General features: G+C 38.1%; 10 protein-coding genes and 2 pseudogenes. 3 read left to right on the forward strand and 9 right to left on the reverse strand.

Features of this window, described 5'->3' with window-relative positions; all coding sequences use genetic code 11:
- Positions 1 to 10: 10 nt before the first annotated feature.
- From J500_RS01270 to J500_RS01290, 6 genes and pseudogenes are all read right to left on the reverse strand, one after another.
- Positions 11 to 1,102: a 3-deoxy-7-phosphoheptulonate synthase gene (locus J500_RS01270; protein WP_034697849.1), complete on the reverse strand. Its 1,092-nt coding sequence runs from the start codon at positions 1,100 to 1,102 to the stop codon at positions 11 to 13.
- 126 nt (positions 1,103 to 1,228) lie between these two features.
- Positions 1,229 to 2,110 (reverse strand): sulfite exporter TauE/SafE family protein, encoded by an 882-nt coding sequence (locus J500_RS01275; RefSeq protein ID WP_004997371.1) that lies wholly within the window; start codon positions 2,108 to 2,110, stop codon positions 1,229 to 1,231.
- 143 nt (positions 2,111 to 2,253) lie between these two features.
- Positions 2,254 to 2,572, reverse strand: a pseudogene (locus tag J500_RS17650) (DUF1634 domain-containing protein).
- The gene (locus J500_RS01280) at positions 2,569 to 4,128 is read right to left on the reverse strand and encodes a PepSY-associated TM helix domain-containing protein (RefSeq protein WP_004997374.1); all 1,560 of its coding nucleotides are present in this window, start codon (positions 4,126 to 4,128) and stop codon (positions 2,569 to 2,571) included. The pseudogene J500_RS17650 and the gene J500_RS01280 overlap by 4 nt, the downstream one beginning before the upstream one ends.
- A 3-nt stretch (positions 4,129 to 4,131) precedes the next feature.
- Positions 4,132 to 4,425 carry a hypothetical protein gene (locus J500_RS01285; protein WP_004997376.1) on the reverse strand — a complete coding sequence of 98 codons (294 nt, stop codon included), beginning with the start codon at positions 4,423 to 4,425 and terminating at the stop codon, positions 4,132 to 4,134.
- A gap of 63 nt (positions 4,426 to 4,488) precedes the next feature.
- Positions 4,489 to 6,651 (reverse strand): annotated as a pseudogene (locus J500_RS01290) (TonB-dependent siderophore receptor).
- A 229-nt stretch (positions 6,652 to 6,880) separates the two neighbouring features.
- On the opposite strand from J500_RS01290, the gene lpxB reads away from it, so the two are divergent.
- Positions 6,881 to 8,056: a lipid-A-disaccharide synthase gene (gene lpxB / locus J500_RS01295; protein ID WP_004997387.1), complete on the forward strand. Its 1,176-nt coding sequence runs from the start codon at positions 6,881 to 6,883 to the stop codon at positions 8,054 to 8,056.
- 51 nt (positions 8,057 to 8,107) lie between these two features.
- On the opposite strand, the gene J500_RS01300 is transcribed toward lpxB, so the two are convergent.
- Complete coding sequence (locus J500_RS01300; RefSeq protein ID WP_004997388.1) at positions 8,108 to 8,977, reverse strand: DUF2797 domain-containing protein; 870 nt, start codon at positions 8,975 to 8,977, stop codon at positions 8,108 to 8,110.
- Between the two features lie 33 nt (positions 8,978 to 9,010).
- Between J500_RS01300 and J500_RS01305 the strand changes: the two genes are divergently transcribed.
- Both J500_RS01305 and J500_RS01310 read left to right on the forward strand, forming a co-directional pair.
- Complete coding sequence (locus J500_RS01305) at positions 9,011 to 9,472, forward strand: DUF6231 family protein (RefSeq protein WP_004989364.1); 462 nt, start codon at positions 9,011 to 9,013, stop codon at positions 9,470 to 9,472.
- A 106-nt stretch (positions 9,473 to 9,578) separates the two neighbouring features.
- Positions 9,579 to 10,220, forward strand: coding sequence for a YidB family protein (locus tag J500_RS01310; protein ID WP_004997392.1), 642 nt, complete (start codon positions 9,579 to 9,581; stop codon positions 10,218 to 10,220).
- Positions 10,221 to 10,259: 39 nt separating this feature from the next.
- Here J500_RS01310 and J500_RS01315 read toward each other — a convergent pair whose 3' ends face one another.
- Positions 10,260 to 11,420, reverse strand: coding sequence for a DUF6670 family protein (locus J500_RS01315; RefSeq protein WP_004997394.1), 1,161 nt, complete (start codon positions 11,418 to 11,420; stop codon positions 10,260 to 10,262).
- Between the two features lie 108 nt (positions 11,421 to 11,528).
- Complete coding sequence (locus J500_RS01320) at positions 11,529 to 12,416, reverse strand: ATP-binding protein (protein ID WP_004997397.1); 888 nt, start codon at positions 12,414 to 12,416, stop codon at positions 11,529 to 11,531.
- Positions 12,417 to 12,572 lie beyond the last annotated feature (156 nt).

A 12,572-nucleotide genomic window follows, 5' to 3' on the forward strand; every position in this document is an offset into this window, starting at 1 on the left:
GTTGCTCAAATTAGCGTTTTGGAAGCAACTCTTTAAGTTTCTCATGCATTTCGAGTAAAACTTGTTCCGTAGTATCCCAATCAATACAGCCATCGGTTACAGATTTACCGTATTCAAGATCACATAAGTTTTCAGGAATATCTTGGCGACCACCTTTTAAATGGCTCTCTACCATCACACCCACAATGGACTTGTTTCCGTCATTGATTTGTTCAACCACATTACGTAATACCAATGGTTGCAGGTAAGGGTCTTTATTTGAGTTGGCATGACTGGCATCAATCATAATTTTGTTACTAACTTTGGCTTTAGCCAAAGCCGTTTCAGCTTCCGCTACAGAACCCGCATCATAATTTGGTTTACCATTTCCACCGCGCAACACCACATGCGCATATGGATTGCCACTGGTACGAATCACAGAAACCTGTCCATTTTCATTGAGACCAAGAAAGCTATGACCATGCTTAACCGATTGCATTGCATTGGTCGCAACCGTCAAACCACCGTCTGTCCCATTTTTAAAACCGACTGGAGAAGATAAGCCCGATGACATTTCACGGTGAGTTTGACTCTCCGTAGTACGCGCGCCAATCGCAGACCAAGAAATAAGATCTTGATAATACTGTGGTGAGTTAGGATCAAGTGCTTCGGTTGCGCATGGCAAACCTTTTTGGTTTAACTCAAGTAATAATTGACGGCCAATGCGTAGCCCTTTTTCAATATTAAAAGAGTCATTCATATCTGGATCGTTAATTAGTCCTTTCCATCCTACAGTGGTACGTGGTTTTTCAAAATAAACACGCATCACGATGTAAAGTGTATCTTTTACTTTTTCACTCAAAGCTTTTAAACGATCAGCATATTCATGTGCAGCTTTTGGGTCATGAATAGAACAAGGGCCAATCACAACAAAAACACGGTTGTCGGTACCATCTAAAATATTACGGATGGTTTCGCGGCCTTTGAGAACGGTTTGATACGCATCTTCAGTCAATGGCAGTTCAGACTTTAATTCTGCTGGTGTTACAAGAGGATGGATGCTTTTAATATTAACGTCGTCGATATCTGGCTGAGAGACTGGATTAGACTGTAGAGTATTCATTGCTGTCACTGATTCGATCATTGCTTAGGGTTATCTGTTTAACGAATATACCATGAAATAAGCGGTATCTGACTATATTTACAACGGATTAATCATTTAAAAAAAACGATTAATCCGTTAGATAGCTTATTTTGTGGTGGTTTTTTCGGCAGAAACAGGTTGAGTGATGGCAGGCTTTTCAACAGGTTTGGCTTTAACAGGATGAACAATAAAGTTCACACCCAGTGCAAATAGCGTAACACCCAAAACCTTACGGATAATTTTTTCAGGTAAACGTGAACTAATTAAAGTTCCGATTATGATCGCAGGAATTGAACCTACTAATAACCACATGAGTAAGTGAAAATCGACATTACCCGCACTCATATGACTCAAACCAGCCACCAAAGTTAACAGTACGGCATGTACCACATCTGAACCAATAATCCGAATCATCGGCAGATTAGGAAACATAATAATCAGTGCCATGATACCAAAAGCACCAGCCCCGACCGATGATAACGTGACAAACACACCCAAAATAATGCCCATGATTATAATATAAACGCGTTTGGTTTCAGAAATAGTGTCATGTGCGATTTGTTCTGGAAGTTCTTTTTTCTTACGCAAACCCATAAAAAACTTTTCAATCGTGGCGCGAAAAATAATTGAAATACCAGTCAGGGTGAGCATGAAGCCCAACACCATAGTTAAAACCATTTTATAGTGCGAGGACTGACTTAAATAATGTTCGAGCACCCATGAGGTAGCAAAAGAAGCAGGAATACTGCCTACTGCCAGCCAGATGACAATCGGCCAGACGATATTGAGTTTTTTGGCATGTACCAGAGAGCCGCAAAATTTGGAAATTGCGGCATAGAGTAAGTCTGTACCAATCGCGATATGAGGTTCAATTCTAAAAAGGCTGATTAAGATAGGGGTCATTAACGAACCGCCACCTACGCCAGTGATACCCACACAGAAACCAACCAGTACGCCTGCTAATATAAACTCAAGAGGACCAAACATGAATAAATCAGCCAAATATAAAAAACCTGCATATCTTATGACTTTTTGAGATAAAGGATTGTGAATAATAATGCTTTGCTTATGCAAAAAAACGCTAAAGGCATGTTTAGCGTTTGATAAATCAGCAAGTTAAGATTGGTAAATTAAATTTTATGTACTCTGGATGACTGATTACGCTTATCCGCTTTGGGTTTTAAGTCATTGAGATACAATATAAGTGCAAAAACTAAAGGAGTAGCAAACAGCCACCAACTGACAAAGCCAATAGAAGTGCCATAAGCCGCAATAAACAAACTTCCTGCACTCAAAAAAAAAAAGGCATGCGAAGAGACGCAGGATATTGATATGCTGGGTCATAAAATGTAATTTAGATTTTTTGGTTTTTTCAATCTGTTTACTGCTCAGCACATATAAAATATACATGCCGAACACGATCAAAAAGACACCCAATACAATACTCATGAGGCATTTACCTCAGGATTAGCAAGCGCTAACTTCTTTTCAAGCTTTTCTCGGGATTTGGTTTGTATCGGATGAATATTTCGAACAATAAATAATCCCAAACCAGCAAACAGAACAAAGACAATATCGACTCTTAAAAATAGCCAGTAACTTCTTAAGTCTGTAATCAGATGATTCTGGATTAAATAAATCACATTGAAAAAAGGCAGGGCGATAGCCAAAAGGATAAAAATGCTGAGTTGCGAACGCCATAGCCAGTGTTTTTTTGTAAAGATTGCCAAGATAAAACTAGCCAGCCAGACAATAAAAAAGGTATAGATTTCATAGTTCGGCATTGCAGGCTGTAACTCGACAAAGCGATTACTATAGAGATAAGCCAGCATAGAAATTGGTAAACCTACAAAAGTAGCCACGTTCAAACGATCAACCAGATAATGTCCAAAATGAAATGCATGTGTTTTATTTTGAATTTGACGTTTCAGGCTCCAGAGTAACAACCCAGAAGCAATCATAAAACAGCCTAAAATACCTGAAAAGAAAAAGGCAAGACGTAATAATGGTTGGGCAAAAGTCGCCATGTGTAAACCATATACCCCAAAACTTAATGTGGCAATCGAACTATCATTTCGTGTGGCAGCCAATTGTTTTCCTGTCGTTGCGTCAAAGGTAATTTGTGGTTTATTGCCTGTAATGGAATGATCTTCAGTTTGACTAATCGTGATTTGAGCTTGATTAGTATTGGGTTTGTCCGCCGTAATGGAATCGATTTCTTTATTTCCCCATTGAGTTTGTGCTTTGGCAAGCAGAACTTCGAGAGGTAAATTTTTCATGTCTATTGGAGGTTGTTTGTTTTCTATGACATTGGTGCGAATTTCTTTAAAGAATTGAAAAGAGTTCTCTGGATAAAGTTTTTTCATTCCAAATGGTAAATAGATATAAAAGAAAATTGCCAAACCAGTAAAGGTAATCATCAAGAAAAATGGTAGAGCAATGACGGATGAAACATTATGAAAATCTAGCCATGAACGTTGAGACTTGAAAGTGCGTAACGTAAAGAAATCGGTAATGATTTTTTTATGGGTAATGATCCCTGAAATCAGGGCAATCAACATAATAAATGCTGCTATACAGACGATGATCCGACCAATAATGACGGGAAAACCAAAAAGTTGATAATGAAAGGTATAAAAGAAATCGCCACCTTGCGTGGCAGAAAGACTTAGCTCTTTGCCTGTAGTGGCATCGAGTGTTTTACTTTCATAGCCACCATCTGCTTTTTGCCAATAAATATTCGTGACAGGAGACTGTTCAGATGCAACACCGATATACCAAGTTTTAGCCCCGACGGCATGTTCTTGCAAATATTGATAGGCTGTTTTAATCGCAGTTTCTTGGTTGACATCATATTGGGCAAGCTTCGGTTGCATCCATAAATTAATTTCATGACGATAATAGGAGGCTGTCCCCATTACAAAAATAGCAAATAGTAACCACCCTAACAGTAATCCTGTCCATGAGTGTAACCATGCCATCGACTGTCGAATACTCTTATGCATGATTTAGCCTAATCCTAATGTCAGAAAAATACAGATGCCACTCACCACAACACTATAAATGGTCAGTTTTAATAAAGATTGAACGCAAAATGCGATGATGACAAAAACGGCATAAAATAAAATCGAGCAAAATGCTGCCAAATAAACAGAGTCAGCTTTTGGCATCATCATATTAAAAATATAAGCCAAAGCCATACTAAAAAAAGCAGTGCATACAAAACCGATAATAAAGGCAATTACAAAGCGATAGAACACTGTAAATCGGTAAGTAATGGAAAGTGACTGTGTTTTACTCATAATGGCTTGCTTCTTTTAAAATGCTTAAGCCAAGCCTTGTACTAAAGACTTGGCTTAATAGACTTAGTATTTAAATTTTACAGCAACGGTATAGTTGGCAGGTTCACCATAAAAAGCTTGCCCATCTGGAAAACTATTCAGATATTTTTTATCTGTAATATTATTTCCATTGGCTTGCAAACTAATATGCTCATTCACATCATAACTAGCCATTAGGTCTACCAAAGCATAGGCATTTTGTTTGATCAGATTTGAATCACCTAAACTTACATCATAAAGTTTGATTGAATCTTGCCAACGTAAACCCGCTCCAATTTTTAATTTTGGTAAAACTGGAACAGTATAAGTTGCGAGTAAATTTAACGTTTGAGATGGATTATAGGTACGAGCTTCTCCACCATTCTTTTTGTCTTTAATGCTGAACTGCGCATAACCAAATGAAAGATTGACATGATCTGTGAGTTGACCTGCTAAACCAACTTCGACACCTTGCGAATCTAAATCACTGGTTAAAACTTTCCGATTGAGTGGATTGCCATCGGAACTTCTTAATGGATAATTATTTTGTTCGGTTTTAAAGACAGCGAGTGTTCCAGTTAGCTTATTATCCAACCAAGAGCTCTTCATACCAACTTCGTAACTTTTCCCTTCAACGGCTTTCAATGCTTGGTTCGTAGTTTCATCAACCCCTGTTTGAGGCCTAAAAATAGAGGTATAACTTGCATAGCCCGTATATTCAGGAGTGAAGTTATAAGTAATCCCTGCATATGGAGAAAACTTATCTTTATCATATGACATGTCTGAGCCATAGCTATTACCATTACTTTCAGCTTGTACATAATTACCGCCTAATAATAATTTTAAATCATCTGTAAGATGCAAACGTGTAGCAGCGTAGAATGAATCAATTTTCTGTTTGTAATTTGCAGCATCTGAAAAATCTGACCACGTCACAGATTGAGGAGTCCAACTTGCCCAATTTGTTGTAAGTTGGCGCAAATATCCTAGTGAATTATCATTATTGATATTAGAGTCGTTAATAAAACCACTGGATTGTTGATCATTTTGTTTATTTTCTACGTGATTGTAACCTAGAGCAGCTTCATGTTCCTGACCAAAAAGTGCATAACTCCCTTGTAAGTCAAAATTGAATAAATTCTGCTCGTTTCTTTCTTTGCCGCCCCAAGCTGTTAAAGATACATCGCTGCCTTGTACCGTTGGACTTCCGTAATAGTAAAGTAATCTACTGTCATGTTCAGTTTTCGTATAGTTATAAGTGAGCTTAGCTGTCCATTTTTATCCAAGTTTTTGCTTAAGCTCTGCAAATGCTTCTTGGGTTTTATGATCCCAATGCGTCCAATTTGGATTTGGATTATATGAACGGCTATAGGAAATTTGCTGACCATTATTATCTAAAAGTGGTAAAGCTCCCCAGTTGTTGGCATTTGGATTATTCTGCTGTTCGCTATAACCTACTGTTAGTGTAGTAGTGTCAGTTAAATCAGCATCTAAGATTCCTGCAAAACCATTTTTTTCAGACGAATACCAATCTAAATAAGAGTCGCCAGTCTGCTCAAAACCCATGATTCGACCGCGTACACGACCATCTTTAGTTAAAGATCCAGATACGTCTGCTTCATAACGCTGTGTATCCCAAGAACCATAACTGATTCCAGCATTGGCTTGAAATTCTTTAGTCGGGCGTTTTCGAATATTATCAATCGTGGCACTTGGATCACCGAAAGCATTGGTAAGTGCATCAGCACCTTTAATTACTTCGACTCGATCATAAAAATAAGTATCTGGATTGGTGTTATTATAATTGTAATTCGAAAGTGGGAAACCTACGCCATCAGTCAAAATGTTTGATATTTCAAAACCGCGAGACATGTAGGTGGTACGTTCAGTTTCTTGATTCGAAACTGTGACGCCAGGAGTATTTTCAAGAACTTTACGCGTTGAGTTTAAATTAAAGTCATTCATTTGCTGACGAGTGACAACATTGATGGTCTGAGGTGTTTCCTGAGCATCAATATTAAGCTTAGTTGCACTGCTACTTTTTTTGATGATGTAGGATTTAGTCTGTTCTGAACTTTGATTACCAGAAGCATCCGCCTGAAGTTCGATCACAGGTAGAGTTGTATCTTCTGCATGCGCAAGATGCACTTGGAAGATCGCTAGAGTGATCAGTGATAACTTAAATAAAAGTGGGTTGGATGTGGTCATGAGATAAAGTAATGTGAATAATTCTCATTTATTTTATTATTTAGCTAAATGCTCTACAATCTTCTTGTCATCGTTAATTGTGATAATCATGATATTTCTAAATGTAATTTTAGATAAACTTATGTAACAAATACACGAACACAAATAGAAAAAAGTGCGGAATTTCTTGATTATAAAACCTATATGTTAGTATAGAACCCGCTATAAATTTGATGCAGGACGTTTGCAATTGTCTACACGAAAACTAAAAATTGGCATTGTGGTTGGGGAAGTTTCAGGTGATACCTTAGGCGTAAAACTGATGCAAAGTTTTCGTGAGCAGGGCATTGATGCTGAATTTGAAGGTATAGGTGGCCCGCAAATGATTGCGGAAGGATTTAAAAGTTATTATCCGATGGAAATATTATCGGTGATGGGGATCGTTGAAGTTTTAAAAGACCTGAAAAAGTTATTTGCAGTACGCGATGGATTGGTCGAACTCTGGATAGCGCAACCTGTAGATGTATTTATTGGGATTGACGCACCAGATTTTAATTTAAGACTTTCTAAAACGCTCAAAGAAAAAAATCTGCCAATTCAAACGGTACAGTATGTCAGTCCATCGGTATGGGCATGGCGACAAGGACGAGTACATGGCATCAAGAAAACCATTGATTTGGTGTTATGCCTATTTCCGTTTGAAAAGAATTTTTATCAACAATACGGTGTGCCAGCAGCTTTTGTGGGACATCCATTGGCAAAGCAACTTCCTTTAAATAATTCAGTTCAGGATGCAAAGCGAAACTTGGGACTTGATCCTGAGAAAACGTATATTGCCTTGCTACCGGGTAGCCGTCGGGGCGAAGTGGAACGGCTGTTGCCTTTAGTATTAGGTTCAGCCCAGATTTTATCTACAAAATATCCAAATGTTGAATACTTGATCCCTGCCATTAATGATGCACGTAAGACTCAAATAGAAAGTAGTGTTGCGCAATGTGATCCAGCTTTGATTGCGAAATTACATATTCTTGAAAATAGCGATACTGAATCAAACGTTGGTCGAATGGTGATGAGTGCCAGTGATATTGTGGCTTTGGCTTCGGGTACAGCAACCTTAGAGGCGATGTTGTTACATCGACCAATGGTAACTTTTTATAAGCTCAATACGTTGACTTATTTTATTGCCAAGCTTTTGGTCAAAATTCCATATTACTCCTTACCCAATATCATTGCAGGTAAAAAAGTCATTGAAGAGTTGATTCAAAAACAAGCCACGCCTGAACGCTTGGCACAGGAAATTGAATCACTCATGAATATAGAAAAATCTCAGATTCAGGTGATGCAACATCTTTCGATGCATAAAAGACTCATTTCTGGTGATACTGAAGATCCCGTTCAAGCAATTTTAAGCTTAGTAGATCATTAAACATAAAAAATGGAGCAATGATTGCTCCATTTTTCTTGAGAAGGGCAGGTTTTAAGCGCGTAGAATCAACTCGTAACCTGTGTATTTACGTACATTGATTACGCCCATATCAAAAATTAAATATTGCCCTTTGATTCCGTGCAGAACACCACGAATTTTAGGCGTTTTATCTAGGTTTAATGATTTAATTTTTTCTGGATATTGTTCCACAGGATAGACAAACTCACGTGGCTGTTCATTCTCTAGCAATTCAACAGATTCATTAAGCTCAAGATTTTGCCCAAATTCTTCACGAATGCTTTGAATTTTTGGCGCAAATTCTTCAATAATTTGATCACGCTGTTCAAGCAGGTTTAAGGGTTCAGCTTCACCTTTTAGCAGTTTACGCCAATCGGTTTTATCTGCGATTTGCGTACCAAATAAAATTTCGAGTTGGCCTGATAAGCGTCGTGAGCCAACTTTTAAAATCGGCAGTGCTTGGGTTGCCCCCTGATCTAGCCAACGTGTGGGCATATGGCTGACTCGGGTAATCCCAACTTTGAGTGCGCTAGAGTTTGCCAGATAAACAATATGTGGCTGAAAGCAAACCTTATGTGCAAAATCATCTTCACGGCAAGTTCCAAGATGATAATGACAGGTTTCTGGCTTCATGATGCAAAGATCACATTCAGCTTTGGTTTTAAAACATTTAAAGCAATGACCTTGTGAATAGGATTTCGGCGTTTTAGCACCGCAAGAGGTACAATAAATATTTCCTGTCCATTCAATCTCAACTTCTTGACCCGGAACGAAAGGGAGGTCAATTTCTGAACGGTCTAATATAAATTTGTATTCAACATTTGCCTTGCTTGCTTGCTGATCAGTTACACTACAGTCTTTAAGCGCTGCGTGCATTTTATGACAAATGCCTTGTAGTTCCATCGATTTAAACTCACATCAAAAAAGGTTGCAGTTATGGCTGAATTAAATGTCATCACTTCTATGCTAGACGATTTATCAAGTGAACAGCCCATACATACTGCACTCTGTATAGGTCAAAATATTGACCAGAATAGCGCAATCCAGTGGCACTATTTTAACGTAAATGAGTTTTTAAATCTGCCTTTTAGTCAGCGTTATGATCTGGGTTTTGTGGTTTTTGATACAGCATTGATGCGTGATATTTCAGAAATCCAAAAGTCTCAAATGCTAGTCAAATTACGTGATTTGATGGCAAAAAGAATCGTGGTGGTGAGTCAACGTCAGGATGAAAAATTACTTCGTGCTCTAGGTTTTACCCAATTGATTGATAAAACTTCACACGAAGCGGATTTTGCGTTGTGGCAGTTTAATATTTTAACCTATAAGCACGTACCTGACTGGTTTAACTCAAAATTTTGGGCAAATCCTGATAACTGGGATAAGTTTCGCTGGTAATTTTAAAAGGGTCGTTGATCTTGCAAAAATAAACAATTTGTCTTTTGGAAACTATCTAAAAACTGGTCTATGCTGAGGATGGAATGTTTTTCAGGATAAACATAAGATGACGGATTTAACTAATATTGTTGAAATCCTAGCCAAACAGGCAATGGGCGGTCAACAATCTTCTCAAGGCGGTCTAGGTGGTATTTTAGGTTCGGTTTTGGGTCAGTTAGGTGCAAACCAACAGACTCAAAATCAGGGCAATACTCAAACTCAAAATACGGACGCTGGACTCGGTGGCATTTTGGGTTCGGTATTAAATCAATTTGGTGTTGGAGCGAATAATCAGGCTTCAAGCAATCAAAGTTCAACTAATAGCTCAGGTGGTTCAACACAGGCATTATTGATTGCAGTCGTGCCTTTGATTTTGGCATGGATTCAGCAACAGGGTGGTTTACAGGGCGCTTTGGATAAACTTAGAAATATAGGTTTGGGTTCTCAAGTGCAAAGTTGGGTTGACCCTGAACAAAGTAATAATAACGTAGCTCCTCAAAATGTGCAGGAATTATTTGATGATCAGCAGGTCGAGCAGGTTGCTGAACAAACACAAGTTCCTAAGCAGGATATTTATGGAGCCATTTCATCTGTATTGCCTCAGATTATTAATTCATTGACCCCACAGGGCGATCAAACCAATCCGCAAGAAGCCAATCAAGATATTCAAAATGTACTGAATATCGTTTCAGGATTTTTAAAGAGATAAAACACAAGGCTTTCAAGCTATTTGCCTGAAAGCCTTTATTTATATGATCGGGATGCTTTGCTGAGGTTGTGTTAATCCTGAAATAGCATCGGGATAAGGGCAAATCTCGGTTTGTTCAACTACATCGATATATTCTAAATAACCCTGACCATATCGATGACATGAATATAAATGATCAATGGCTTCAAACTCAAAAGCCGCGGCATAGCCTAGTCCAACGCCATACTGAAATGTACTACTGATTTTGGCTTTAATCATTAAATAGGGTTCTTGGTTTTGATTGAATATTTTCCATTCAAAGCTTTTGGGTAAAAGCGTATATTGCCCAAAAGGTGACAAGGTCGGTTTGTCTTGATACTCAACAATACTAAATTCAACGTTATCATAGACTTCGCATAGACCGCTTTTATGCCTGATATAGGCTTTATAGCTCATCGATTTTGCAGCCACGTCAATTTTAGATAGAATCAGTTGGCTCTGGTCATCCAAGTTGATAATTTGATAAGTCACAAAATTTACTGGAACTTTATCTGTTAGTGATAGAGGGTGAGGGAGCAAACTATTTGGCGTCGCTGCTCTTGCAAATTCAAATGTTCCTGTACCAGAAACAGGATAGCGTTCACCTTGAATATGAAAAAATCCTTCATAGTGCATCACTAAACTTAGATCATCATATAAGGGAGTTTTCATCATCCATGAGCTTTGACGACTCACATCAATCTTGAATTGAAGTTCGATACCTTGAAAATGTGCTTTTAACTCAAATTCTGGATAATGACCTTCAATTAAAAGCTCACGACCAAATAACATTTTATTTGAAGTATGTACTACCTCATCGCCATCTAAAGCATAATGTTGCAACAATGCTGAAGATTCAAAAGCGGTACTCATAAAAACGGTGGCATTTTTCCTCGGAGGAGTATGCTGTAACTCATCCTGATCATAGCAAAGTAAACCTGTTGTACCTAAAATCGCTGAGATATTTAGATACTGTAATGGCGAAGGAAGATGAGGAAAGTTAAATCCATAACGGGTACATGAATAAAAGGGATGATCAAAATACGGTTGGATCATGGCATCTTGTTGGAAGATTTGACGTGAAAAAGTTGTGGAATGATCTACTAATGGAGTGAGGTGATGTAGAGTTTTTGCCAATAGTTCGGCACGGGGAGATAATTTAGGAAGAGAGAAAAGATTCATAAAAATAGCCTGTCTAGTTATAAGTTATACTGTTCAGTGTATAAATCTTTAAACGACAGGCTACAGACCTTATTGAGTCACTTTTAAGTCAGTTAAGGACACAATTTACTATGAATTGTTTGACAGTTTTTGCTGTAATTGCTCAGCACCAATCCAGTGTTTAGAAAATTGATAAGCAGCACGTCCTGAACGTTGTCCACGTAATTGACACCACCTTAAGCTTTCAGCACGAACTTCATCGTTATACTCGAGCCCTGATTTTTTGATGTAATGTTCAACAATTTCAAGATATAAGACCTGATTCATTGGATAAAATGAAAGCCATAAACCAAAGCGATCTGATAATGAAATTTTCTCTTCAATGGCTTCTTGTGGATGCAATTCGGTGTACTGCGGAACATCTACTTTGGTAACTGGTGTATTCTCATGCATAAATTCTGGCAGAAGGTGGCGACGGTTACTGGTCGCATAGATAATAAAATTAGTTGAACCTGATTGGAGTGAACCATCCAGAACACTCTTTAGGCTACGATAGTTTTCATCTTCTGCATTAAACGCCAAGTCGTCACAGTAAACGATAAATTTTTCAGGACGATCTTGAATGATTTTTTGAATGAGTGGTAAATCAGAGAGATCATCACGTTCAATTTCAATCAAACGAAGTCCACGGTCTGCATACTGTGTTAATAGCGCTCTAACAATCGAGGATTTCCCTGTCCCTCTTGAGCCTGTCAGCAAAATATCATTGGCAGGTAAACCTTCAAGAAATTGCAATGTATTTTGGATAATCTTTTGTTTTTGTGTATCAATTCCGAGCAAATCCTCCAGATACATTTGCTTGGGTTGATAAATAGGTTTGAGCTGATGATGATGCCATTTAAAGGCTGGGGCATTAAAATCAGGCTCTTGATGAACCTCTGGCAAAGTTTGATGAAGTTGTTTTAACACCAAAGAAAGGGTTTCAATCAGATGATCTGGGAGTTCAAAGTTTGCCATTATGATTCCTTTGTAGTCATTGCCACAAGATGATACAGACTCTTGTGTGATGTTTCAAAGTAAACCTCTATAACCTAGAGTCGAACATTTTAGCAATTGACCCTAAGCTGTTCAGCTTGCATAGTGCATAAAATAATCCAGAATTAGGATTTGACT

It is taken from the genome of Acinetobacter sp. 479375, assembly GCF_000581715.1.
GTDB lineage: Bacteria > Pseudomonadota > Gammaproteobacteria > Pseudomonadales > Moraxellaceae > Acinetobacter > Acinetobacter ursingii.

Bases quoted from the DNA above. Each gene is read 5' to 3' on its own strand.
- J500_RS01270 (WP_034697849.1), bottom strand. From the start codon at position 1,102: ATGAATACTCTACAGTCTAATCCAGTCTCTCAGCCAGATATCGACGAC.
- J500_RS01275 (WP_004997371.1), bottom strand. From the start codon at position 2,110: ATGTTTGGTCCTCTTGAGTTTATATTAGCAGGCGTACTGGTTGGTTTC.
- J500_RS01280 (WP_004997374.1), bottom strand. From the start codon at position 4,128: ATGCATAAGAGTATTCGACAGTCGATGGCATGGTTACACTCATGGACA.
- J500_RS01285 (WP_004997376.1), bottom strand. From the start codon at position 4,425: ATGAGTAAAACACAGTCACTTTCCATTACTTACCGATTTACAGTGTTC.
- J500_RS01300 (WP_004997388.1), bottom strand. From the start codon at position 8,977: ATGGAACTACAAGGCATTTGTCATAAAATGCACGCAGCGCTTAAAGAC.
- J500_RS01305 (WP_004989364.1), top strand. From the start codon at position 9,011: ATGGCTGAATTAAATGTCATCACTTCTATGCTAGACGATTTATCAAGT.
- J500_RS01310 (WP_004997392.1), top strand. From the start codon at position 9,579: ATGACGGATTTAACTAATATTGTTGAAATCCTAGCCAAACAGGCAATG.
- J500_RS01315 (WP_004997394.1), bottom strand. From the start codon at position 11,420: ATGAATCTTTTCTCTCTTCCTAAATTATCTCCCCGTGCCGAACTATTG.
- J500_RS01320 (WP_004997397.1), bottom strand. From the start codon at position 12,416: ATGGCAAACTTTGAACTCCCAGATCATCTGATTGAAACCCTTTCTTTG.